The 24788-nt window shown below is 65.0% G+C and carries 21 protein-coding genes; 7 read left to right on the plus strand and 14 right to left on the minus strand.

Annotation, left to right across the window (positions count from 1 at the left end):
- Positions 1-25 precede the first annotated feature (25 nt).
- The 5 genes from CJ028_RS16200 to CJ028_RS16220 form a co-directional block, all read right to left on the minus strand.
- Complete coding sequence (locus tag CJ028_RS16200) at positions 26-724, minus strand: response regulator (protein WP_105036257.1); 699 nt, start codon at positions 722-724, stop codon at positions 26-28.
- Complete coding sequence (locus tag CJ028_RS16205) at positions 721-2040, minus strand: sensor histidine kinase (RefSeq protein ID WP_105036258.1); 1320 nt, start codon at positions 2038-2040, stop codon at positions 721-723. Before CJ028_RS16205 ends, CJ028_RS16200 begins: the two co-directional genes overlap by 4 nt.
- Before the next feature lie 69 nt (positions 2041-2109).
- Positions 2110-3255, minus strand: coding sequence for a hypothetical protein (locus CJ028_RS16210; RefSeq protein ID WP_105036259.1), 1146 nt, complete (start codon positions 3253-3255; stop codon positions 2110-2112).
- A 204-nt stretch (positions 3256-3459) separates the two neighbouring features.
- Positions 3460-4122 carry an SDR family NAD(P)-dependent oxidoreductase gene (locus CJ028_RS16215; RefSeq protein ID WP_105036260.1) on the minus strand — a complete coding sequence of 221 codons (663 nt, stop codon included), beginning with the start codon at positions 4120-4122 and terminating at the stop codon, positions 3460-3462.
- Entirely contained in the window at positions 4122-5522 is a 1401-nt protein-coding gene (locus CJ028_RS16220; protein WP_105036261.1) for a DUF6421 family protein, read from the minus strand. Before CJ028_RS16220 ends, CJ028_RS16215 begins: the two co-directional genes overlap by 1 nt.
- Before the next feature lie 317 nt (positions 5523-5839).
- On the opposite strand from CJ028_RS16220, the gene CJ028_RS16225 reads away from it, so the two are divergent.
- Together CJ028_RS16225 and CJ028_RS16230 are read left to right on the plus strand one after the other, a co-directional pair.
- The gene (locus CJ028_RS16225; RefSeq protein WP_105036262.1) at positions 5840-7522 is read left to right on the plus strand and encodes a multicopper oxidase family protein; all 1683 of its coding nucleotides are present in this window, start codon (positions 5840-5842) and stop codon (positions 7520-7522) included.
- A gap of 1 nt (position 7523) precedes the next feature.
- On the plus strand, positions 7524-8549 hold the full coding sequence (locus tag CJ028_RS16230; protein WP_105036263.1) for a hypothetical protein: 1026 nt from the start codon (positions 7524-7526) through the stop codon (positions 8547-8549).
- Positions 8550-8751: 202 nt separating this feature from the next.
- Here CJ028_RS16230 and CJ028_RS16235 read toward each other — a convergent pair whose 3' ends face one another.
- The 4 genes from CJ028_RS16235 to CJ028_RS21020 form a co-directional block, all read right to left on the minus strand.
- Entirely contained in the window at positions 8752-9192 is a 441-nt protein-coding gene (locus CJ028_RS16235; protein WP_105036264.1) for a QcrA and Rieske domain-containing protein, read from the minus strand.
- A gap of 286 nt (positions 9193-9478) precedes the next feature.
- Positions 9479-10369, minus strand: coding sequence for an amidohydrolase family protein (locus tag CJ028_RS16240; protein WP_240607360.1), 891 nt, complete (start codon positions 10367-10369; stop codon positions 9479-9481).
- 17 nt (positions 10370-10386) lie between these two features.
- Positions 10387-10524: a PIN domain-containing protein gene (locus CJ028_RS20805; protein ID WP_148666445.1), complete on the minus strand. Its 138-nt coding sequence runs from the start codon at positions 10522-10524 to the stop codon at positions 10387-10389.
- A 119-nt stretch (positions 10525-10643) separates the two neighbouring features.
- A complete protein-coding gene (locus CJ028_RS21020; protein ID WP_161499012.1) occupies positions 10644-10799 on the minus strand; it encodes a hypothetical protein in 156 nt (51 codons plus the stop codon).
- Positions 10800-10918: 119 nt separating this feature from the next.
- Here CJ028_RS21020 and CJ028_RS16245 point away from each other — a divergent pair, with 119 nt between their 5' ends.
- Complete coding sequence (locus CJ028_RS16245; RefSeq protein WP_240607361.1) at positions 10919-11320, plus strand: DUF3592 domain-containing protein; 402 nt, start codon at positions 10919-10921, stop codon at positions 11318-11320.
- On the opposite strand, the gene CJ028_RS16250 is transcribed toward CJ028_RS16245, so the two are convergent.
- Positions 11317-12390, minus strand: a complete 1074-nt coding sequence (locus CJ028_RS16250) for a COG1361 family protein (protein ID WP_205684074.1) — start codon at positions 12388-12390, stop codon at positions 11317-11319. The genes CJ028_RS16245 and CJ028_RS16250 overlap by 4 nt on opposite strands.
- A gap of 23 nt (positions 12391-12413) precedes the next feature.
- Positions 12414-12953 carry a hypothetical protein gene (locus tag CJ028_RS16255; RefSeq protein ID WP_105036266.1) on the minus strand — a complete coding sequence of 180 codons (540 nt, stop codon included), beginning with the start codon at positions 12951-12953 and terminating at the stop codon, positions 12414-12416.
- A 249-nt stretch (positions 12954-13202) separates the two neighbouring features.
- Between CJ028_RS16255 and CJ028_RS16260 the strand changes: the two genes are divergently transcribed.
- The 3 genes from CJ028_RS16260 (at position 13203) to CJ028_RS16270 (ending at position 17484) form a co-directional block, all read left to right on the plus strand.
- Positions 13203-14039: an SDR family NAD(P)-dependent oxidoreductase gene (locus tag CJ028_RS16260; protein ID WP_105036267.1), complete on the plus strand. Its 837-nt coding sequence runs from the start codon at positions 13203-13205 to the stop codon at positions 14037-14039.
- Between the two features lie 166 nt (positions 14040-14205).
- Positions 14206-15609 (plus strand): APC family permease, encoded by a 1404-nt coding sequence (locus tag CJ028_RS16265; RefSeq protein WP_276309398.1) that lies wholly within the window; start codon positions 14206-14208, stop codon positions 15607-15609.
- A gap of 264 nt (positions 15610-15873) precedes the next feature.
- A complete protein-coding gene (locus CJ028_RS16270; RefSeq protein WP_105036269.1) occupies positions 15874-17484 on the plus strand; it encodes an HNH endonuclease signature motif containing protein in 1611 nt (536 codons plus the stop codon).
- 257 nt (positions 17485-17741) lie between these two features.
- On the opposite strand, the gene CJ028_RS16275 is transcribed toward CJ028_RS16270, so the two are convergent.
- Positions 17742-21746 carry an SCO7613 C-terminal domain-containing membrane protein gene (locus tag CJ028_RS16275; RefSeq protein WP_129590529.1) on the minus strand — a complete coding sequence of 1335 codons (4005 nt, stop codon included), beginning with the start codon at positions 21744-21746 and terminating at the stop codon, positions 17742-17744.
- A 331-nt stretch (positions 21747-22077) separates the two neighbouring features.
- The gene (locus CJ028_RS16280; protein ID WP_105036271.1) at positions 22078-22893 is read right to left on the minus strand and encodes an alpha/beta fold hydrolase; all 816 of its coding nucleotides are present in this window, start codon (positions 22891-22893) and stop codon (positions 22078-22080) included.
- Positions 22894-22974: 81 nt separating this feature from the next.
- Between CJ028_RS16280 and CJ028_RS16285 the strand changes: the two genes are divergently transcribed.
- On the plus strand, positions 22975-23895 hold the full coding sequence (locus tag CJ028_RS16285; protein ID WP_105036272.1) for an AEC family transporter: 921 nt from the start codon (positions 22975-22977) through the stop codon (positions 23893-23895).
- A gap of 23 nt (positions 23896-23918) precedes the next feature.
- On the opposite strand, the gene CJ028_RS16290 is transcribed toward CJ028_RS16285, so the two are convergent.
- Entirely contained in the window at positions 23919-24788 is an 870-nt protein-coding gene (locus CJ028_RS16290) for a fumarylacetoacetate hydrolase family protein (protein ID WP_105036273.1), read from the minus strand.

Genomic DNA, 24788 nt, shown 5'->3' on the forward strand with positions numbered 1-24788 from the left:
AACCGGTCTCCGCCGGGCGGCGGAGCTACGCTTCGAGCGCGCCGCCGGGCACGATCACGCGGTGCTCGTAGGCGTAGACGACGGCCTGAATGCGGTCGCGCAGTCCCAGCTTCATCAGCACCTTGGAGACGTGCGATTTCACCGTGGCCTCACCGAGAAAGAGCTGCGTGGCGATCTCGGCGTTGGCGAGGCCCTGGGCGAGCAGCGAGAACACCTCGGACTCGCGTTCGGTGAGGTCCTGCAGTTCGCTCGGCGCCGCTGCAACCGCCACAACGGATGCCCCGCCCGGATTTACGCACCGCTCAATCACGCGCCGGGTCACGTCGGGGGCCAGCAGTGCATCGCCGCGGGCGAGCACCTGAACGGCCTCGATCAGCGCTTCGGGGGTGGAGTTCTTCAGGATGAATCCGCTCGCGCCGTGTTGCAGCGCGGCAAAAAGGTAGTCCTCGCGGTCGAAGGTCGTGAGCATGAGCACTGCGGCGTGGATCGACGGGTCGTCGACGATGGATTGGGTAGCGGTGAGGCCGTCGACGCCGGGCATCTGCACGTCCATGCAGATGACGTCGGGCTGAAGCGTTCGGGCCAAAACGAGAGCGGCGGCGCCGTCCGAGGCCTCGCCGACGACGTGAATGCCCGGCTCGGATTGCAGAATGATGTGAAACCCAGCGCGCACGAGCGCCTGGTCGTCGACGAGCAGCACGCGGATGCCGGCTGGCTCGCTCATGCGTTCTCTCGATTCATGAGCGGAAACCGGGCGCGCACGAGGTAGCCGCCGCGTGGTCGTCCGCCGAGGTGCAGTTCGCCGCCGACGGCTGCGACCCGTTCGCGCATGCCCCGCTGGCCGAGCCCGGTCGTTTCGGCGCTCGCACCACTGGTAACTGCCGCAGCGAATTGCCGTCGGGGACCGACGCCGTCGTCGGTGATCTCGAGCTCGACGGCATCCGTTTCGTAGCGCAGACGCAGGTCGGTGCTGACGCCGGGACCGGCGTGCTTGCGAGTGTTGGTCAGGGCTTCCTGCGCGATGCGATAGATGCTGAGGCCGATTGTGGCGGGAATCGCGCGCTCCTCGCCTACGATCGAGAGACGCACGGGAACACCGGCGGTGCGGGATTCGTCGGCAAGTTCACCGAGCTGGGCGATGCCGCGGGTGCTGCTGCTCTGGCTGGTCTGTTCGAGGCCTGGCGCATCATCGCCACGCAGGGCTCCGAGCATGGTGTGCAGTTCGTCGACCGCGCTGCGCGCGCTCTGTTCGATGATGGTGAGCGCGTCGGCCGCCTGCCCGGGGTCACTCGAGAGGATGCGGCGGGCCGCGCCGGCCTGCACGCCCATGACCGAGACGTGGTGGGCGACGACGTCGTGCAACTCGCGGGCGATGCGCACCCGTTCCAGGGTGATGGCCTGGGCGGCCGTGCGCTCGCGCTCGGCTGCGAGCTCGGCGGTGCTGTTCTTCAGGGCAGCGCCCTTGCGGGCGGAGTTCCAGGCCGATTCCCCGAAATACCAGGCCGCACCGAAATAGACCAGGTTGATCAAGACCTGCAGCACCCCGAACGCCGCATAGGGGGAGAAGAAGCCATCGCGAGAGAGGTCGGGCATCATGGTGAGCTGGTTGGCCTGCACGATGAGTTGCGCGAACAGCCAGATGAACATGCCGACCACGATCGCGACCCGCACCCACTTGGCGGCCACTCGGTGGCGGCTCCAGGCCCCAATCGAGTAGAGAGCGATATACAGGCAGATGTTGGAGAAGAGCATGTCGCTCGCCTCGAGCATTGCGCCAGCGGTGAAGACCACGGATGCCGTTATGGCCACAACTTCGGGCCACCGACGACGCAGCGCGAGCGGCAGGCTGATGAGCGCTACCCAGAGCGCCACGTGCCAGACTGGCGCTTCGGTGAAGACGCCGGCGCTGCGAGTGAGTGAGACGCTTAGGGCGGTAGCGCCAGCCAGAACCAGCGCAACCCACAGGTCTTTACGCAGGCTCGGCCCGACGGGGCTGGGCCTCTGCCACTCGTCGCTGAGGTGGGAGTCGGTGGAGCTCATGACTACACGCTAGCGTGCACGCAAAAGGGGCGCGGCCAGTTGGCCACGCCCCTTCATGTTGTTGCTGCGTTATGCGAGCGTGCGGCGGCGGCGGCGCACGATGATGAGCGCGGCACCGAGCATCAGCAGCAGCGCGGCGGAGCCGAGCGGCACGATGGGATCGACGCCGGTGGCGGCGAGGGTCTTGCTGATGCTGAACGCAACGGCCGACACGGCACCCGAGGACTGGCCGGTGAAGACCAGGGTGTGTGAGCCCGAGGCGAGCAGTGCGAGCATGGCGGGGCTCAGAACGACCTGCACCTTGCCATTGACGACGGGGAACGTGCCGACGAGTGTCGGCGTGGAGTACGCGTAGACGTCGACGAACGAGTCGCCGGAGATCCATTCCACGGTGGCCGTGTACGGCTGACCCGGGTTCAGCGAACCGGCTGGCAGTCCAGCGGATGCCGGGGTCGCGATTTCAACGCCCGCTGTGCTGAGGAAGGCGGCGAGGTCCGTCGAGTTGGCGACCGGGGCGGCAGCGGCAGCGGTCTTCGGGGCGGTGACGAGAGCACCCGTCGTGCCGAAGACGGCCGACGGTTCGAAGCCCTCGAGGGTGCCGGTCACGTTGATGCCGATGGTCAGTCCGACGTACTCATCGGTCACGGTGTACGTGCTCGATGTCGCACCGTCGATGCCGCCGCCGAACTCGCCGCCACTGTAGAACCATTCATAGGAGAGGGCCGTACCAGTCGGCCAGCCGGTGGAGGTCGCGGTCAGCACGCTGCCGACAACGGGCGAGCCCGAGATCGTGACGGTACCTGCCGTCAGAACGGGCAAGGCGGCCGAAGTGACTGTGGCCGTCGGCTCGCTCCTGACGATTTCGAGTCCATCCGAGCCGAGTCCCGTCACTTCGATGAAGAGTTGCTGACCAAGAAACGCCTCGGTAACAGTGAATGACGAGCTGGTCGCGCCGTCGATCGCGGTATCGGCCGAAGGAGAGAGACTTACTCCGTACCACTGGTACGTGTGATTTAGCGAATCACCGCCCCAAGTGCCTTCGTTGATAGTCAACGTCTGTCCAACGATGGCATCCCCAACGATGGTGATCGGACCGGATTCGACAATAACGGCGCTGGCCGGCGCGGCGAATAGGGTGCCGAACACGAGTACGGCCGCGACGGTCAGGGCGACGGCGGAGCCGCGATTTCGAAAACGAACACGTGCGGAAGTCATTGGGGCCAATCCTGAAGCTGGACGTGTGGATCACACTGGTGACGGGACCGTCGGCTGGGGTGTCTGCCTGTCCGCTGGTTCAAGTTCTGGCCACAGAATGCTGTGGTGATGCGAGAGCCCCGATTGAGCCTAGGGAAAAGTCCCGGCCCAAAACGGTTTCCGGCCCTACTGGGGGTGGAAACGGGGCCGCTACGCGAGTAAGCGTCAGGTTTCGGGAGGCGCGAGCACGACCCGACTGCCATTAGCGGATGCCGCTGCCTCGTCCCACAGACCGCTCACGCGGGTAGCCAGCTCGGTTTCGAGCCCGTCGAGCGAAAGCACGACGAAAATCACGACCGCGGCCCGGTCGCCGGCTTTCGCAAACCCCGCACCGACCGCGCGCACCCAGGTTTCGGCCGCGGACTTTGCGGCCGCATAGTTCGCGCCGCCGGCAGCCGGCCGGTCGACCGACACGCTCGACACGATGGCGAGCCGCCCGGCGGGCGAGGCCAACACGTGGGCGTTGAACGCCCGGGTGGTGTTCCTCAGTGTGGTGACCACGTGCGAGTGCAAAAAATCCCAGTCCTCGTCGGTCTGGCCGGCGAGCCCGCCTCCGCCGCGCCAGCCGCCGACGAGGTGGATGAGCCCGTCGATAGGGGAGAGCTGAGCCGCCAGAGCAGTCACTGCGGAAAAATCCGTCAGGTCGCACTCATACAACGCAGCATCGGGGGCTACCTCGAGCACCGACTGGAGGCGTTTGAGGTTGGAGCCGACGGCGACGACGTGCGCGCCGGCATCCGCTAGTGAACGCGCGACGGCCAGACCGGCCGTGCTGGTCGCGCCGGCGATCAGCACGGTGCGACCAGCGACGGCCGAGCTGGCGCTCATCAGTCGACCGCGCTGCCGGTAATGCCGGCCGTGGACGTGATGACCGTGCGCATCTTCTTCTCTAGCGCTTCGAAGAACATCGACAGCGGAAATTCGTCGTCGAGAACCTGGTCGGTGTAGCCCTTCGGAGCTCCGGCGAGCACCTCGTTCGAAAGCCCGCGGGCCCAGGTAGATGCCGGGTTCGGCGTGAGGGTCTTCGAGATCATCTCGTAGGCCGCGAGCCAGTGTGCCTTCTTCGGCCGGTCGATCGACGACCAGTAGAGCTCGTCGATCTGCGCTCCGAGTGCGATGACCACGTCGGGTACAGCGTCCCAGTCGAAGGTGAGCCGAGTGTCGGTCCAGTGCAGCACGCCGTGCTGGTGCATCCAGGCGAACAGCAGCTGACCGCCGAGGCCGTCATAGTTGCGCACCCGGTTTCCGGTGATGGCGAACCGAAAGATGCGGTCGAAGATGACCGCATATTGCACCAGTTTCGCGTGCCGACGCGCTTCGGGGCTTGCCAGCTCACTGCCTTCGATCGTGACCGATTCGCGAAAAGCGGTCAGATCGCAGCGCAACTCCTCGAGCGAATAGAGAAAGAACGGCATGCGCTGCTTGATCATGAACGGGTCGAACGGCAGATCCCCGCGCATGTGCGTGCGGTCGTGAATGAGGTCCCACATCACGAAGGTCTCTTCGGTGAGGTGCTGGTCATCGAGCAGTGCTGCGGCCTCGGCGGGCAGCTCGAGCCGGGTGATCTCGGATGCCGCGCGCACGACGCGGCGAAAACGGGCGGCTTCACGGTCGGCGAAGATCGCCCCCCAGGTGAACGTGGGAATCTCGCGCATCGCGACCGTCTCGGGAAACAGCACGGCCGAGTTGGTGTCGTAGCCCGGGGTGAAGTCCAGAAAACGAATCGGCACGAACAGCTTGTTTGTGTAGCCGGCTTCGAGTTCGCCGACGAATTCCGGCCAGATGACCTCGATTAGAACGGCTTCGACCAGGCGATTGGCGCTGCCGTTCTGCGTGTACATGGGGAACACCACGAGGTGGCGCAGTCCGTTCACACGGTGCTGCTGCGGCTGAAAGGCCATCAGAGAGTCGTAGAAGTCGGGCACGCCGAATCCCTCCGACGCCCAGCGGTCGAAGTCGGTGATCAGAGCGGCAAGATACGCGGCGTCGTGTGCGAACTGCGGCGCGAGGTCGGTGATGGCCGCGGTGATGCGCGAAACGGATGCCGCGGCATCCGCGTGCCGTTCGGCGTCGGTAATCGACCCGTTCTGCGACTGCACAGCCTGCAGTGAGGTCGCCGCTGCCTTGAGGCTAAGCCAGGAGGGGTGCTGCGCAAGGCCGTCTTCGAGAACCTCGGGCTCTCCGACCAGAGCGTTAGCTACGTGTGTTTTTTCAACAGATATCGACATGGGAACCTCCGATTCGAATGAGTGCCGCGGTCGCGGCGGGCGTGCCACTTCAGAGTATCGGGCGATGCGCGGCGTTTTCTTGCGATTTTTCGCAATAAATCGTCGCGTCTGGGGTGTAATAACGATTGAATTCACCGCGGCATGCCGTATGGCGAGCTGAGACACGACGACGGCATTTCGATTGTCATCAGTAATCAGGGCCGCGGATCAGTTCCCGAGCGTGCACACGAACACCACGCCAGTGCGCAAGGTTTCCACAAGGCCGCCACGGCATTCTTTATCGTGAACTCATCTCGACGCACCACTCTGGAGTGAGCATGACGACACGTAGGGAAGTACTGCAGTTGGGCGCAGTGGGTGCCGTCGGCGCGATGAGCGCCCTCGGCATGGCCAAGATGGGGGACCCGGTCCCCACCCCCAGCCTGCTGGCACCCTCGAACATGCCGGTCCCGTACCGGGGCGTGTTCCGCCGCCCGCCCGAGTTGGTGCCGTACGCCACGGGCTTCGATGATGGCGACCCGGCTCGACCATTCGCCAAATTCGCCCTCACCGAGAAGCTGGCGCAGGCGCAGATACTTCCGGGGCTCTCCACCACCCTCGCGGGGTACAACGGTGTTTTTCCCGGCCCGACCATTCGGGTGCGACAGGGCACCCGAACCGAGATACGCATCCGTAACGCTTTGCCGGCAACAGGGCTCTTGCATCCGTCGGCGTTTAACACCGTCACCCACATGCACGGCTCGGCATCGTTGCCCCAGTACGACGGGTACGCCAACGACTTCACTGCTCCGGGCAAAGTCAAGAACTACCAGTACCCCAACTGGCAGTCGGCGCGCACGCTCTGGTACCACGACCACAACCACCTGGTCACGAGCCAGAATGTGTATTCAGGGCTCGCGGGCTTCTACCCGCTGTCGGACCAGTACGAGCAGGCGCAGCTGCCTCAGGGCGAGTTCGATGTGCCGCTGATGATCTCGGACGCAATGTTTAACGCCGATGGTTCTCTGGGATTCAACGACAACGGCCACGCGGGTCTGTGGGGTGATGTGATCATGGTCAACGGGGTGCCGTGGCCGACGATGAAGGTCAAGCCGCGCATCTACCGGTTTCGAGTGCTCGTGGCCTCGATCACCCGTTCCTATCGACCCACACTGTCCACCGGTGACCCGTTCTACGTCGTGGGCACCGACGGCGGCATGACGCCCAAGGTGGAGGCGGTGCAGTCCTGGCGCCAGGGCACGGCGGAGCGCTATGAGATCCTTATCGACTTCCGCAAGTACAAGGTTGGCCAGATGATCGAGATGCGCAACCTGAGTAACAAGAACAACGTCAACTTCGCAAACACGAACAAGATCATGCGGTTTCAGGTGGTGGCCGACTCGGGTTCCGCTGTCGGGTCGATCTCCGCCATCCCGACTACCCTCGACGACGGTGGCTCGGCAAACCCCGAGCGTGGTGGCCTCGACGTGATGAAGCTGACCCCGGAGATGGCGGTGGCAAAGCGGGTACTTCGAGTGCAGCGTCAGGGCGGAGAGTGGACCATCAACGGGGAGACCTGGGAGGACGTGGAGGCATCCGGGTTCTCCCGGTGCTTCGGCAGTCCCCAGCCGTACTCCGTTGAGCAGTGGACCATTACGAACGAGTCCGGAGGCTGGTTCCACCCGGTGCACATTCATCTGATCGATGCCAAAATCATCGCCCGAAACACAAACGGTGGCAAACCGTTCCCGTGGGAGGGCGGGCCAAAAGACGTCTTCTACGCGGGCGAGAACGAGTCCATCACGTTGCTGATGCAGTTCAACACCGGTGCCCACACCGGCGGGCGATACATGGTGCACTGCCACAACCTGGTGCACGAAGACCACGACATGATGGTGCAATTCTCGGTCGGGGACTGGCGAAACAACGACCCGGTCACCTCTGACTATCCCATCGTCGACACCACCCCCATGAATTCCTATCCGCCGGTGTACCGGCCGGGGTTTGCGACGGGAACCTGAGATGAACAACGTCACCAAGATGGTCACGGCGGTACTCATCGCGTTCGCACTGAGCGGATGCACCGCCGTGGCGACGCCTCCTACCCCTACTCCCGTTTCGACCGGACTGATCGGCGACGCTGAGACGGGTACCGATGCGGGCAACGACCGACCTACCGTGACCTACGACGGGCTGATGGTTCGACGCCGGGTGGTGATCGCAATCCACTCGACTCCCGACGCCGATCTCGCCGCGCTCCGCACGGTGCTCGATAATGCGGCGAACCAGAGCCAGATAAACCTGTCCGACATCTCTCCCGACGTGCTCGACCCCGCCTCGCTCGAGCACCTGGTGCCGGAGCTGATCGTGGCCCTGCCGATGGGGGATACCGTTGCCGAAGCCGGGGAACTGGTCAACCGTGCGTACTTCCAGGACCCAGTGGTTTCCGGGGTGGACCATTACCACGTTGCCGAGGTCTTGGTACACGATCTCCGGTTCGCGGTTCGGGCGACCAGCCCTGCCGCACTGGAGGAGTCCATCGCCCGGGAAGGCATTCTGTCGGACGCGCTCGGCAACTACTCCACCACCCTCCGCACCGGTGAGCTCGACGTGACCTACACCGGACCGCTACTCAGCGATGATCTTATAAAGTCGGTTCAAAACGGCATCGCGCGCGCGGCGCATACCAAGCTGGAGGCAGTCACCGTTTCCCCCCGCTCGACCGCGGGGGTCGGTGTGGACATGGCCAACGAGCCGGCGCCGGCGCCCGCAGCCACCGAAGATGCTTCGGACCATAACCACGACGCCGCACCCGATGACAGCGACGGACGCAACGGATCGGGCAACGGCAGTGACGACGTCACTGACGCTCCCGATGACAGCGATGAACGACCGGAAGGCAGCAACTCCGGCGTCGACGATACTGTCGACGACAGCGGAAGCTCGGGCCACGGGACCAATTCCGGCCCCGAGGCCGACGAGAACAGCGGCCAGGACGACTCCGATAGTGGCGGCTCCGGCTCCGGCAACGGAAGCAACGACGGCTAGCGGCGGGATACTCTCAGCCGGGCTATCGACTCAGACGAGTCGGTAGCCCGCTCCGCGTACCCTCTTGGGACGCCCGTTCCGCGCTGGATCCGCAGATCTCCCAGATAGACAATCACCTTCTTGACCGGGCAGACCATTGTGGATGTTCATGCTCACGCTCGGATGGTCGCTCGGATGGTCGCTCGGATGGTCGCTCGGATGGTCAGGAATCGGCGAGCACAACGCCGCCGGTGACGCGCACCGCAATCTTTTCCAGCGGCGAGGGCGCGGGGCCATCAATCACCTCTCCGGTTGCCCCGTTAAAGCGTGACTGATGGCACGGGCAATCGAATTCGCCTTCCCCGGGTTTAACGACACAACCCTGGTGCGTGCAGATGGCGCTAAAGGCAATGATGCTACCTTCGGTCGGCTGAGAAACCAGAATTGGCTTCCCGTCCAGGGTGGCCGAAATGGAGCCGCCGATGGGGATGTCGGCAAGTTTGGCAACCTCCTGGGGTGCGCTCCCGCCCGTGGACGCCGTCGACGGGCCACCAGCCTCCACCCCGGCGGGCGATACGGTCGAGCAGCCGGCGAGCGCCGCAGCGGTGCCCGCGCTCCCGATCAAGATAACGGCGCGGCGGGAGAGATCGGCGGTCGGTGTCATGGTCGTCCTCGAATTCGGCGTAGTGAGTAGATGGGCCATACGGGTCATAACCACAAGACGGATCCTATGGCCGGTAATAGCAATATTGCGCGGGGACGCCAAAATACGGCTTGGTCCTGCTCCTGAGTGAAGGAGCTGGACCAAACCAGGGCTCGTCCAGGAGAAAGTCCTCGCACCGACGGACGCTGACCCGTCCAGGGTCACCAGCTGCCCTGCGCTGACAGTCTGGTCGGGTCTCGCCTGTTACCGTCAGAGTCCGCGCGCCAACCGTGTATGGCACCGCAGCCTATTCGCCGATCAGTCGCAGACCGTTGTACCAGCAGACGGCGCGCAGCCAGTCGTCGTCGAGGCGCGGTTCCCGGTCGCGCAGCCGTTCGAGCGACTCGAGCTGGTGCGCATACGGGTACGGAATGTTGGGAAAGTCGCTGCCGAGCACCACTCGGTCGGGCAGGTCGGCCAGCCGTGGCAGCAGGGCGGGGTCGAACGGTGCGAGCTGCTCGAAGAAATCCGTGAACACCATGGTGGTGTCGAGGTGTACCCAGGGGTAGCGTTCGGCGAGATCGAGAAACTCGCCGTATTCCGGGCCGCCCATATGTGCAACGACGGCCGTCAGAAGCGGATGCCGCGCCAGTACCCCCGCAAGTGGTTCCGGCCCGGTGATGCCCGGCCGGGACACCGGCCCGCTGCCGACGTGGATCACCACCGGAATCGCGGCATCCGCCAGCAGCCCCCAGACCGGGTCGAGCAGGGGTTCGCGCAGGTCGAAAGCCCCGATCTGCGCGTGAATCTTGAACACTCGAGCGCCCCGATCGAGGGCGGACTGCACCTGCTCAAGCACGCCCTCTTCCGGATAGAACGTGGCGCTCGGCACGCAATCGGCGTGCTCCGCCGCCAGATCGAGCGAGAAGTCGGTCAGCGAAGCCGCCATCCCTGGGCGATGCGCATACGACAGCGCGGTAAAACGGCGCACGCCCAGACGACGGATGCTCGCCAGCCGCGACTCCTGATCGTCGCGGTACTGGATCGGCCACTCCTGGCCGATCAGCGGTTCGATCTCGTCGAAGTGTGCCCAGACGCGCCGCAGCATGCGCTCTGGCAGAAAATGGGTGTGCAGGTCGACCAGTCCGGGCAGGCCCAGGCCGCGCCACCAGGCCGGTACCTCGTTGTCGAGCATCATTGACCCCAGTGTGTCACCTATTCCAGAAGCGCCATGCCGGCCAGTCCGGCGGCACGCCGGTCGACGGTGCCGGTGCCGGTGCATCCGTTGGCCACGGCGCTGCGGGCGATTAAAGCATCGGCGCGAGTCAGTACCCACCACGTTTCGACCACCATGACTGTGTCCAGGAAGCCCTGCTCCGTGCGCTCAGCGAACCCATGAACGTGCTGGCTAGTGCGAATTGCCGCTCGTCGTCACGGGTGGCGTACCGAACCAGCACGTTCGTATCGAGGGATCATTCTGTGAGATCGGCGAGAGTGGCGGCGACGGCATCATCCACCTGTTCGATGGTCAGGCTGACGGGTGCCGGGGCAAGAAATCCGGCGAGCGTTGCCATTGACACCGAGGCCGACCAGATCGTGTCGCCAACCCGGGGGTACGAAGAGTCCAAATCGCATGGATTCAACCGAGACGGGCCCGCTGCCGTGATGTGAAACGATACGATTTAGCCAGTGGTGCTTACGCCGCCAGAACCTCGATATATACGACTCACGTGACAACGGATGGGCGGTGGCAGTGCACGCTCTCGACTTCGCCGGAATCATGAGCGAGATTCTCACTCTTGTCGGCCTCATTATCGGAGCGCTCCTCTATATAGTCGGTCTCTCGGTGCGGGGCATCAGTGGCCGCTGGACTCGCACGACCGCCGTGATTGCCGCGTCGGGGCCAGCCACGGTCATCCGCTGGTTTGACAACGACGGCGATGTGCACGAGTGCCCAGCCGACACCCACGAGACGCAGAATCTCGAGCCGGGCGATGACGTGCGCGTCTGGTTTCGCAATCGCCGGCCCGAAAAATGCCGCACGCACGACCCCGACCTTGACGGCAAGGGACTGCGCCTGATCGGCCTGGTGCTACTCGGCATTGGCGTTCTCGCCGGTGTGGCCGGCATCGTATTGATGTTCATCTAGGCGAACTTCACAACCGGGTATACCAGGCGGCGCTGGCGCCGCACCAGCAGCAGCACCGTCGCCCCGACCAGAATGAAGCCAGCCAGTGTCAGGTACGGCCAGATCACAATCGGTTCGTGGGCCGGCACGGCTGCGGCCGTGCCACTGCGCGGGAACGTGATTGACGCCTCGACTGTTCGTTCCAGCAAGCCGCTGCCGAGCGTAATCGTTGCCATCCACGGCCCATTGGGAATCTCTGTGGCGAGTTCAACGGTGACCGGCTCGGTGTCACCGACCGCGACCGTGGTATTCAGGTTGACCGGAAAGGGACCAGCGCTGAGGCCGCCCGGCCCCGCCAGCAGTTCCAGCGTGCCCGACAGGTCGAGCGCACGCCCACCCGTGTTGTGAACGGATGCGATCACCATCGGCTGGCCGTTGTCCGCCCGGGCTGCGGCCAGGGAGTCGACCGTGAAGTCGGCGGCCGGTGCGGCGCCGGAGCCGATCGAGAGATAAACCCGAATACCGACGCGGTTGACCGCGACGACTCCGGCATCCGCCGATGACCGTGCCTCGGCCCAGATCAGGGCGTACTGTTCGCCGGGAGCAGCGTCAGCGGGAACGGCGATGGTGACGGTGGCGGTCTGCGCACCGGCACGGGCCAGATCGATCTCGGCCGGCGTAATCGAGGTCCACGACGACAATTCGTTGGGCGTGTGCCCCTCGGTGGCCAGAAAAGCGCCGTCTTGGACTGAGGCGGCGCCAGGATACAGGCTGATGTGCGCGCTGGAATCGCTGCCGTTGGAGACTTCGATCGTCCGATGGATCAGTGTGCCGGGTGCGACGTGGTCAACAATGTATTTTTGGGCCCGCGGATCGTCGGCCGCGTTGACGGGAATCTCCACCAAGCGCAGACCGATACCGTCGCTCGGGGCTGGCGTGGCGCCGGCGGCGCTCGCGATTTCGGCGGCGCCCGGAGCAACCGCCGAAATGACGACGAGCGTACCGACGACGATGCGCAGCGCTAACCGGGTCAGTCGGTGCTCAGAACCCGAGAGCTCTGCCCCAAGCCGGGGCCACCGAAACATTGGCATGTCACATTCCTTGAACGTCGCCGTTAGAAAACGGAATGAGTAATCATAGATGTGTACGTGGCCGCGCTCATGCCGCTCGGTACTTTGATGGTGATGGTCGGGTTCCAGGCCGCCGAACTGCTCGAATAGACAGAGCTGGCGGCGACCACGGCGGCTGCGGTTGCCATAGAGCTGAGATTGGTCGTAGTTACGATGTAGGACGGGGACCCGACCTTCGTGACGGTCCCGACAGTGTAGCCAATCGCACTGGCGGGGATGGTGGTTGATTGACCAGACGCGACGAAGCCTGTCGCGCTAGCATTCACCGTCCACGATGCTCCTGCGGAGTTCATGGGGCGAGCATCGCTCACGGTGACCTGGCCGAGGGAAGCCGTGACCACGCTTCCGCCGACAGTGTTGGGCTGAGATCCCATGTAGGCAGCGTTGGGAACCGTGATCGACAGGGTTCCATTCTCGATAGCGAGTGTCGTCGTGGTGTCAGCGGCCGAGGCAGGCAGAGCCAGCCCCACGGTCAATGCCGCAACGCTCATGGTCGCCAGCAAAATACGCATTTTCAGTTTCATTGAGTTCCTTCGCATGCAAATAGGTACCGCGGACGGGAAGACGATGTTCTTCGACAGACGCGAATGCGACATGCATTCGCGATCGCCGACGCTTAGTATGCTGGTCGCCGGGATGCCCATTGTGGGGGTTGACACGAAAAAAGATTGGGCAAAAACTGCCTGTAGCTGCCAGGTATCTCGTGGGGTGGCTCGCCTGACGGATACTGCGCGCAGTCCCGCAACAGGACGCGCAGGCGGCATGATGGGGGTATGAGTCGAACCGTCGCCGGAGCCCGCGTGCTGATTACCGGAGCAGCCATGGGAATGGGCCGCCTGTATGCCGAGCGGTGTGTCGCCGAGGGGGCGAAAACGCTCATTCTCTGGGATCGCGACGGTTCCGCGCTCGCTGCGACCACCGCCATCCTGAATGATCGTTCTAACGGACGCACGACGATCGCGCCTTACGTCGTCGATATCGCCGATCTGGGTGCCATCGCGCAGACCGCGCAGCGGGTGCGTACGGAGATCGGCGACCCCGACGTGGTCATCAACAACGCCGGCATCGTGCGCGGCAAGTATTTCTGGGAACACGACAACGGTGCAGACACCCGCCCGACCATGCAGATCAATGCGCTCGCGCCCATGTATATCGCCCGCGAGTTTCTGCCGGCGATGATTGCGAGCGGATACCGCGAGTCACGCATCGTAAACATCGCGTCGGCCGCAGGCACCCTCAGCACCCCGCGCATGAGCGTTTATGCCGCGTCGAAAGCGGCCCTGATCGGCTGGAGCGATTCGCTGCGGCTTGAGCTGGTGCAGCAGGGACACGGCCAGGTCAAGGTGACCACGGTGTGTCCGAGCTACATCGACACCGGCATGTTCACGGGTGCCCGAGGGCCGTTGCTCACCCCGCTGATGACGCCGGAATACGTGGTGGATCGGGTCTGGCGGGCGATGCTGGCCGGCAAGCCGCAGCTACTGTTGCCGTGGACGGTGAACCTGTCGAAGGTCCTCCGCGGCGTGCTGCCGTTGGCGGCCTGGGACGCCGTGGCCGGTCGTGTTTTCGGCGTTTACCGGTCAATGGATCGCTGGGTCGGCCGCGGATAGCGTTCTGCAGCGCCGCCGGGATGACAGAATCAAGGCAGACAAGCACTCGTGGCGGGCCGATCGGTTCGTAGCCAGCGCACCATCCGGCGTCGCATCAGCGTTGACGTGAGCCGAAACAATCGGGGACACCATCGCTACCACGCACCGCCACGACGCACCTGATTCTCTGCTCAAAGTCCTCGGAAATCGAGACGCGCTCGCTCTCGGCTTCGGAGCCATGATCGGCTTCGGCTGGGTCGTACTGACCGGCGGCTGGATCAACGACGCCGGCACGATGGGTGCCGTCACGGCCATGATTGCCGGCGGCATCATCATGGGCATCGTCGGCCTCACCTACGCCGAGTTGACCGCAGCCATGCCCAAGGCCGGCGGCGAACACAACTTTCTGCTGCGAGCCATGGGGCCACGCTGGTCGTTCGTCGGATCCTGGGCGATCACCGGCGGTTACGTCACCATCGTGGCGTTCGAGGCCGTCGCCCTGCCGCGCACGGCCGGGTATCTCTTTCCCAACCTGAGCCAGATCCCGCTCTGGCAGATCGCCGGTGAGCAGGTGTATTTGACCTGGGCGCTGGTGGGAGCCGTGGCCGCCGTCGTGATCACGGGCATCAACATCCGTGGTGTGAAACTGGCCGGTGTCGTGCAGACCTTCGTCGTATTATTCCTGCTGATCGTCGGCGCGATGCTGGTGCTCGGCTCGTTCACCGGCGGTTCGACCGTGCACATGGAACCGTTCTTCAACAATGGTATGGGCGGATTCTTCGCCGTGCTCGTCGTGGTGCCGTTTTTGTTCGTGGGTTTCGACGTCATTCCGCAGTCGGCCGAAGAAGTCAATGTGGCACCGCGACAGATCGGCAAGCTCGTTGTCGTCGCCGTGATTCTCGCGACCATCTGGTACGTCATGATCGTGCTCACCACCTCGTCGTCGATGCCGGCTGCCGAAATCGGCCAGGCCGATATTGCGACAGCGGATGCCATGGGTGCGTTGTTCGGCAGCGATGTCATGGCGAAAGTACTCATCGCCGGCGGAATCGCCGGAATTCTCACCTCGTGGAACTCGCTGTTGCTCGGGGCTTCACGCCTGATGTTCTCGATGGCGCGCTCCGGCATGCTGCCGGCCTGGTTCGGCAAGCTGCACCCCAAATTTCGTACCCCCACCAACGCGCTCTACTTCATCGGTGCCCTGTCGTTTGTGGCGCCGTTCTTCGGCACGCAAATGCTCGGCTGGCTCGTTGATTCCGGTGCACCGAGCATCGTCATGGCCTACATTCTGGTGGCCGTCGCCTTCGTGGTGCTGCGCCGCCGCGAACCAAAAATGGATCGCCCGCTGCGCGTGGGCGGCAAGGGCAACGGCGGAGTCGTGATCGGCGTCGCCGCTGCCGCGCTGTGCCTGGGCCTGCTCAGTCTGTATATGCCGGGGATGCCGGCAGCACTGCCGTTCGAGCCCTGGGTCTTGTTCGGACTCTGGTGGGTCGGTGGCGTCTTCTTCTACCTGCGCATTCCGGCCGGAATCGCTCCTGGCCACGACGCCGAGGAGCGCCTGCTCGCGAGCTTGGGGTCGCGCCGCTCGTAGCTACGCTGCCCCGTTCGACTGCGTGCGGTTGGAACACGCGAGAACCGCCCAGCGCGAGCCGGTCCGTGGTCGCCCGCGCTCGTGCCCGCTTTTCTGCACGCTCCCTGAGCCGACACCGAGTTCGCGACACCCGCCCGGGCCGCAATCGACTGGCCTGAGTCGGTCTCGGGAACGTCTCCATGCGTCGAATATAAATACGCACCAAAATCCTAGTACTTCTGAGAATTTCTCGACTTCAGCCCATGATTTTGGTACAATAAAACCATGAGCCAGAGCGGCGACACCTCCCAACCGGGCGGCATCGATCCCTCCGCCGATTTTTTCCTCCCCGATTCGGACTTCGACGCTTCGGACTTCGACGGCAGCCACGACGGAGAGCAGGTGGAGTGGTCCTTCTCCGCTGAGGACCGTGCGTTCATTGATGCGTTCCGGGAGGAGTGCCGGTTGGTATGGGAGGCCGAAGAACACGCCGACGCCGCCTTCCAGGCCGCCTTCCCGGCAGCTGCCCAGTCCGTGCCGGACCCACTCGCGGGCCTGAGTCCGTTCCAGCGCCGGCAGGCGGAGTTCGTGGACCGGGTTCTCGAGCTCGAGAAGGTCATCGCGTGGGCGCAGGCGAGCAAGGCTGAGGTCCTCACCGAGGCGTGGGACTACACCACCAACACCGCCGAAACCGGCCGGCCCCTGTCCGGGCCGGGCCATGAGCATGACTGGGACGCGACGTTCGCCGCGCAGCAGGGCCTGGTCGCCGAGATGGCGTGTGCGCTGCGCATCCCGGCCGGCACCGCCTCCGGCCTCCTGCAGGAAAGCCGCACCCTGGTCGAGTCCCGACCGAGCACCCTCACCGCGCTCCGTACCGGGGAGATCTCGCTGCGGCACGCCCGCCGAGTGCTCGAGCAGCTCGACTCCGTCCCCGAACTCGCCAGGGCCGAACTCGAAGCGGTGCTGTTGCCGCACGCCAAACGCCTCACCGCGACGCAGTTCGACGGCAAGGCCCGCAAATTGCGGGAACGGTTCCACCCTGACAGCATTACCGTGCGCCGCGCCAAGTGCCTGTCCGATCGCCGGGTGCTGTTCTTCCCCGATAAAGACGGCATGGCAACGCTCTGGTTGCGCGCCGCTGGCGACGACCTGCAGGGTATCTATACCCGAGTTACCGACGCCGCCCTCAGTCTGCAAGGCCCGGGTGAACCGCGCACCCTCAGTCAGCTGCGCGCCGACGTCGCCGTCGACCTCCTCCAGCAGGGAGTCACCGGCAGCGGCCTCGGCGCCGGCCTCACCGCCAACGTCAACATCACCGTCCCCGTTCTCACCCTCCTGGGAAAAAGCGACGAACCCGGCGACCTCGAAGGCTACGGGCCGATCGACCCGGAAACCGCCCGCCGCCTCGCCGGCACCGCGACGAGTTTCCTGCGCATCCACACCCACCCGCACACCGGCATCGTCCTCGACGTCAGCGCCACGCCGTTCCGGGTGCCGGCGAGTCTGAAGAAGTACCTGCGGCTGCGGGATGGAACCTGCCGGTTCCCCGGCTGTAACCGCTCCGCCGGCCACAGCGACCTCGACCACACCGTCGACAAACAATTCGGCGGTCCCACCACCGCCACCAACCTGCACTTTCTTTCGCCGGCGCACCACAACCTGAAGCACTTCAGCGATTGGAAGGCCGTCGCTGACCCCGATGGAACCCTGCACTGGACCAGCCCCGCGGGCAAGCACTACGCCACCGACCCCGCCACCCGAATCAGCCCCCACCTACAACAAACCGCGCAGGCACCAGCAGCACCACCGGCCACACCTCCACCCCTGCCCGACCCCTGGAACACCACCATGAACACCAACTGGAACGACACCGGCACCGATCCCCAACCGTTCTAACCGCCGGCACGTGCACCCCCGCCGATTCGTAAATGACCGGATCGATCGCGAACCACGGGCTGTGTGCCGTCGCGGAACCAACAGAGCGCCGCCCGACCCCAGCCAACGCAGAGCAACACAGCACAACAGAGCGCTGCAGCGCACCGCACCGCGGGGCACTGCGCGACACCAGCACCGAGCAAAACCAGCACCGCGCGGCTACCGCACTGCGCGACACCGCTACAGCACCGCGACACCGCTACAGCACCGCGACACCGCTACCGCAGCGCGCTGATCCGCAGAGCCACCGACTTGAGGTTCGCGATGCGCTGCTCGTAGCGTGCGGCGAGCACGATCAGCACGATGCCGCCGCCACCGAGCCAGAGGAACCACGGAATCACGCTGTAGGCGAGGGCGATCCACGGCCAGAGCTGGGCGACACCGTGAATGAGCAGCACGACAGCGCCGATCACGAACGGGGCCTGCAGCCGCCGCGTGCTGCCGATCACGAGCACGATGACCGCGACAACTCCGAGGCTGACGATGCGCCACAGGTCGCTATAGCCGAGATCGAGCAGCAGTGACGGCACCAGAAGCAACAGCAGCCCCGGACCGAACCAGGGCCAACTGCGTGCCCGCGGGTCGCTCACGAGGCGCAACCAGCCCGACCCGATAAGTGCGAGGGCGACCGGAACGGTGACTAGTTCGAACGGGGCGACGACGCCAGTGCTGGCCACCGTGACAGCGGCCAGACCGGCCAGCCCAAGTACGCTCCAGGCGGTGAGCGCGCCCAGCGGCGCTCGCGGTCGCCAGAGGGCGAGCACGTGCACGGCCGAGAGAGCGAGCACGAGCAGCACGGCCCGGGGTGTCGACAGCCCGGCATCGGCGGTGGAGGTGACGACGGTGAGTTCAACCCAGGTTGAAATGGATGCCCACACCAGCACGAGCGCGATGCTCGCGCCGCGACGCAGCTCCGTGGTTTCGGCATCAGCTTGGCGCACCAGCAGAACCGCCGTGAGGACCGCCGCCAGTGCGGGAAGGAGCAGCCAGACCTCGAGTCGCCCATCGGGCGCACCGGGAACGTCGAGCAGACGTTGGGTTTGCGCGAAGGCGGTGATCACGAGGGCGATCGCACCGGCCAGACCGGCCGCAGCCAGGTAGGTCGACGACGGCGGAGCCCATCGCAGCAGGCCAGCACCGATCATGAGGGTGACCGACACGAGGGCCAGCACGATGGGGCGCACCAGCGACCCCGACTCCGAGGAGACGGCGAGTGGTACCAGCGCAATGAGCAGCCCGGCAAAGGTCAGCAGGCCGGCCACCGCACTTGCTTCGCTCAAGCGATCGGTTGTGCCATAGCGACGAATCAGCGAAGCGGTGACCAGCACGACGCCGGCGACCGGCAGTACGTAGGGTTCGAGCGCCACAACGCCTGCCCGGTCGAGACCGAGCCAGAGACCGACCGTGCCAAGCAGCAGAGCAAGCCAGCCAAAATGGCGGCGATTCGACCGGGAGCCGAAGAGCCCGTCGGGTGCGATCGCCATAATGAGCGCCACGATACCGGCCAGCACGATCGCGAGCCACCCGAGCGAACGCAACGTGACTACCGCTGTGAACACGGCCGGTACGAGCACAATCGCTGCACCGATTTCGAGGGCAATCCGGTCGCGACGGGCAGACAGATCCACGCCCAGCGTTCCGGTCGTGCCGGTCGTGCCGCGGAACAGCGCGAGCGAGCCGACCACCAGGGCTACTGCCGGTGCGGCCAGCGTGAAAACGGATGCCACGGCATCCGTTGCAAACAAAACCTCGCGTACCAGCAAAAAAACTGCCGGGCCCAGCGCGAGACCGGCGATGACACGTTCCCAGTGCAGGGCTCCACGATTGGCGCTCACAAAGACCCACACGGCGCACGCTGCGACGAGCAAGCCCGCGCGCAGAATCGCGCCGAGCGGTTCGGGCTGCAGCAGGGATTCTTCGACGGGAAGCGCCCAGTACCGAATGGGCAGCGCGAAGGCGACCACACACGGAACGAGAAGGGTGAAGAAGGCCCAACGCCGCTCGAGCAGTGGTAGGGCACGGGGCCGAAGCCCTGCCGCGGCAACGAGAAGGTGCAGGAGGGCCGTGCTGAGGGCGAGGGCCGCCGTGACGTTGGCCAGATTGATCGAATCAGACCAGCGCTGTTCCGGAGCGAGCGCCAGCGGAACACGCCCAACTCCGATCAGGGCGATCACGATGGCCGTGGCCAGCAGCGCTCCTCGGGCATGAGCGCGGGTGTCGCTGACGAGTACGGGGCTGGCGAGCACCGGGCTGGCGAGTGCGGGGCTGGCGAGCACAGGGCCGACGGGCACAGGGCCGGCGGGCTGCTGCGTGACGATGAGGCGGGCAAACCAGAGAGCGAGCACGAGCGACACCGTGCCGAACCACCAGGTTGTGGGGTGCGCCCAGCTGATGAGATAGCCCAAGACTTCGACCGCAATCAGGAGCCCAATGAGGGACGGTGCCAGGAAGCCGAGCGAGATCCTGCCGCTGGCCGGTGCCGGTGCCGGTGCCGGTGCCGGTTCCGATGTCGACGTCGACGTCGACGTCGACGTCGACTGAGGCGCCCGAGCGAGGAGCAAGCTGATCAGCGCAACGGCACCGAGCAGCAGGTAGAGCGCGACAATGACTCCGATGGACCCAGCGAAGGGTACCGAGAGAACGACGACGGCCAGCGCGAGGGCCGTCACAATCTGGCGACGGGTGTGGATCAGGCCGCCAAGCCTCCACCCGCTGAGCAGAATCGCGCCGACCCCGACCAGCGCGAGCAGGGCCCAACCATTGTTTGCGTCGGCCAGGTTCGTGACTACCTCCCGGCCGCGCAACCCGTTCCCCAGAGCTTGAACGAGTGGCCAGGCCGCATAGCCGGCGGTGAGGAGCAGCCCAACGGCGGCGACGATTGCCGCCGATCCGGCTGCCAGGAGCGCAGCGGTGCGCACGGCGTCAGGCGCCACGAACCGACGGCCAAAAAGCTCCAGGATTAGGGCCAAAGCCGCAGCGACGAGTAGGGGCACGGTGAGGGAGAACGGCAGGCTGTCGTAGCGACCGGCAACGACCGGCGCAATTCCGGCGGCCGCGAACGCGGCCAGGGACGCCGCAAGATAGGCAAAGGTTCGGTACTCAGTCATCAATCGGGCTGGCTGCACGCTCGGCGCGGTCAAGGAAGCGGTCGACGTAGAGGTCAAGGCAGAGCCCGGCGCGCGCAGCACGAGCACAGCGTGCGTCGTAGCGACGAGTGTGACCGCGCCGAGGCACCAGATCGGGGCGATCAGGCTGTCAGCGTCCACAAAAATCGCGAGAATGGCCGACGTGACCAGGGCGATCGCGCCCAGGGTGAGCAGCAGCATCCGCTCAGGGAAGCGATCGATGACCGGCCACCGCCCACCCGCTCCGGGCCGGGGGAGCGTTACGCGGTGCAGCAGGGCGGCGACGGCAGCGCCGAGAAAACCGACGAAAACGCGGGTGAGCGTGTCCTGGTTCTGAAAGAGACCGGCCGCCAGAAGCCCGACGCCGGGAACCGCGACGACGAAGCCCGCGATGCTGCCCACCCGCAGATTAGACCGGTCATGCCAGCCCAGAAAGAGCGCAGCGCAGACAGTCAGGGTGACGCCCCAGTAGAGTGCACCGTCGCCGGCAGCGAGGCCGAAGAGATTGTTCTGCCGCATACCCCAAACGTCGAGAAGCACGAGCACCACGGCAAAGCTGCCGATTCCCTCGGCGGTGGACGTGAGCCGCGAACGACGCATCCGGGCGGCGACCACGAGGGCGGCCACGGTCAGCAGCGCGACGACAACGGAGCGAAACCCCAGCCCGGTGAAGATCCACGCGACCGTGAGAAAGAAGATCGCGGCGACCGAGACCAACAGCACGCCGACGGAGAGAAGCACGACCTGCACGCTGGAACGCTGGGGCTTGGTGGGCAGAGCCAGCGCGGGGTAGGCCAGCGGGGGTACAACGGCTTGCTGAACAGGCTGAACAGGCTGAGCTGGCTGCGACCGCGAACTCTGCCGGGACGCGGTCGGATCGAACACCGGTGGCGCGGTGGGGAGCGCGGCCCGTGGCGTGCTTGGAGCGGCTGTCGGCCAAACCGAAGGCTGGATCGGTGCTGCCACCGTCGTGGCGACCGAGTTGGCACCGACCGAATTGGTACCGACAGAGTTGGTACCGACCGGTCGGGGCACGGTGACCCGACCGATGCCAGTTTCATAGCGGATGCGACCGATCAGCTCCGCGCGCCGCTCCATGGCTGCAGCTGCAGCCGCTGAACTGGCCAGCAATTCTTTTGCGGCCGCATGCCGCAGGTTGAGCTGGCAACGTGAGCATACCGGCGAACTCAATGGTGCCTGGCAGGCCGGGCAGAGCGTCGTGTCAATGAGGTCGTTGGCAGTTCGTGGCCAGAGAATGCGACCGACATGCCGAAGGTAGAACTGCCCGCTCTGAACTGGCTCGTGCTCTGACATCGATCTCCCCGCGGTCGGTCACCCTTCACACAGGCTACCGGGGCAGGGAATCTCTGGATCGACCGTGGTGCGTGACTGTGGATAACTTCTGCGCTGAGTAGGAGCGGAGGAGGGATCAGAGACTGTTGGTAGCGAGCCAGCTGATCAGTACGCGCTGAAACTCCAGCGGATGCTCGACGCTTGGCAGGTGCGCGGTGTCGCGGAATGTGCATCCGCTGGCCTGCGGCAGCATCTCCAACAAGAACTCGTACTGGGCCAGCGACGATGTGACGTCGAGCTCGCCCACAGTGACCAGCGCGGGAACGTCGATGTCACTCACCCGGTCGAGTGCCGGCGGCTCCAGCGGAATCAGGATCGGGGCTTCCGTGGCGTGGATGACGTTGCGCAGATTCAGCTCCTGCGCCAGCGCCAGGAACGCGGGGTCGACATCGGCCGCCTTGCGGGTCGGCCCGACCGCCCAGAGCGTGACCTCGAGCCGGGCCAGCCGCGGCCACTGGCGCGCTGCGAAGGCGGCATCCAGCTTGTCGAACAGGGCATCTTCCTTCTCGGTGAGCTCTACATCGGGGAACCCGCTGGGCCCCGACCCGATCGTGACCAGGCCGGCGACTCGCTCGGGGCTGGCCACGGCGAGGTCGATCGCGATCGTGCCTCCGCGCGCGCACCCGATCAGGGTGGCACGAGCGACGCCGAGATGATCGAGCAGCGCCGTGGCATCCGCTCGGTTGGAGAATTCCACATTCTCGGCCGTGGTCTGACCGAAACCACGGGTGTCAAAGCGGATGACGTAGTGGTGCGCCGCGAGGGCGGCGACCTGCGGATCCCACATGCGCAGGGTCGCGATGCCCGCGTGAATCAGCAGCAAGGCTGGCGAGGCGGCGTCTCCCTGAGTCTCGTAATAGAGGGAAGCGCCAGGAACGTCGAGTCGGGGCATGCTTGGATCGTAGCAACGTCGATCGCATGATCGAAAGGGCCGCGCACGTGATCAGCTGAGTGAACCCGTAGGCTCAACCAAATGGTCGGTGTTTTGGTCGGGTTTTCGATTATCGGATTTGTGATCCTGATCGGGTACTTCGTCGAGCGATTCAGCCTGGTCGGGGCAGGCGCCGGCCGGGTGCTCAACCGCATGGCGTATTTCGTCGCGACCCCCGCACTGCTGTTCACCGTGCTCTTGCACGCCGACGTTTCTGTGCTGTTCTCCGAGTTTCTGGCCGCCATCGTCTGCACCGTCGTCGTGGGCGCTCTGCTCTATGTCGTCGCGTCCCGGCTATTCTTTCGCACTCCGCTGGCCGAGACGGTGCTGGGTGCGTCCAGCGCGACCTATATCAACGTCAACAACATCGGATTGCCCGTGGCGATCTATGTGCTCGGCAGTGCCCAGTATGTGGCGCCCGTGGTGCTTCTGCAGCTGGTGATTCTGGCCCCGACCATTCTGGCGATCCTCGACCTGGCCACTCACGGCCGGGCATCCATGCGATCGATCCTCACCCAACCGTTTCGCAACCCGATGATTCTCGCCTCACTGGCCGGAGTGGTCGTTGCGGTGTCCGGAATCACACTGCCTGACCCGGTACTGGCACCGTTCGAGCTCATCGGCGGAGCCGCTATTCCCATGGTCTTGCTCTCGTTTGGCATGTCCCTGCACGGCCAGCGCCTGCTCCAGGCCGGCACTGGCCGCAAACAGGTCGTTGTGGCCACGGTGATTAAGGTCGTACTGGCACCGATCGTCGCTTACCTGTTCGGGCATTTCGTCTTCGACCTTGACGGCGCCCAGCTGTTCGCGGTGGTCGCCGTGTCGGCCCTGCCGACCGCGCAGAACATTTTCAACTTCGCGTCGCGTTACGACCGGGCGATCGTCGTCACCCGCGACACCGTGTTACTTACGACGATCCTGTCGATGCCGGCCTTGATCGTGGTTGCGGCCCTGCTGGCCTGACTGGCCCGTGGCGTGACTGCGCGTTAGCGTGACTGGGCCACAACCGGGTTCTGCAGAACACCGATCCCCGGAATGCGACACTCGGCGACATCGCCTGGCCGAACCTGCACGGCGCCGGGCGTTCCGGTTGAAATGATATCGCCGGGAAAAAGCGGCATGACCTTACTGTGAAAGCTGATCAGGAAGGCCGGGTCGTAACGCATATTGGAGACGGTATTGCTGCGATGAACGGCTCCGTTGATCACGGTTGAGACCGTGACGTCGGCCAGGGAATCGTAGGACTCATACACTTCCGACAACGGCACGATGCTCGGTCCGAACGAGAAGAATCCGGGAAAATTCTTCGACCGCGTGAGGAACCGGGGATTTCGCTGCAAGATATCTTCCGCCGTCTGGTCGAGGAGCGGAACGACGCCGGCCACATAGCTCAAGGCATCCTCCGGTTCAACGTCGCGGCAGTATTGTCCGATCACGATGCCCAGTTCGGCCTCAGCGGTCGTTCGGATGCTTTGCCACGGGATCGGGATGTTTTCGCCTGGACCGATGATGGTGTGGTCGCCCTTGATGAACGAGGCCGGCTCGTCCGGGACGCCCTCGGCGAGATCCGACGCATGTTCCACATAGTTCAATCCAATGCCCCACAACATGCGGGGGTGCCGATACGGCGCACCGAAGGTCACTGAATCCGCCGGGCGAAAGACCGAGGCGTCAGCGGCGAGAGCTGCCGCCTCAATCGCATCCGCTGTGCCCGTGGCCAAGACGTCGAGAATGTCTCCCGTGAAGCCCGGGACTAGATCGCGAATAAGCGCTACGCCGCGATCATCGAAAATGATGGCGGCGATTTCGGACGAGCCGTCACGAACAGAGCCGTCACGAACAGTACAGAGACGCAT

Origin of the sequence: Cryobacterium aureum (assembly GCF_002954245.1) — a bacterium.
In the GTDB taxonomy this organism is placed as follows: domain Bacteria; phylum Actinomycetota; class Actinomycetes; order Actinomycetales; family Microbacteriaceae; genus Cryobacterium; species Cryobacterium aureum.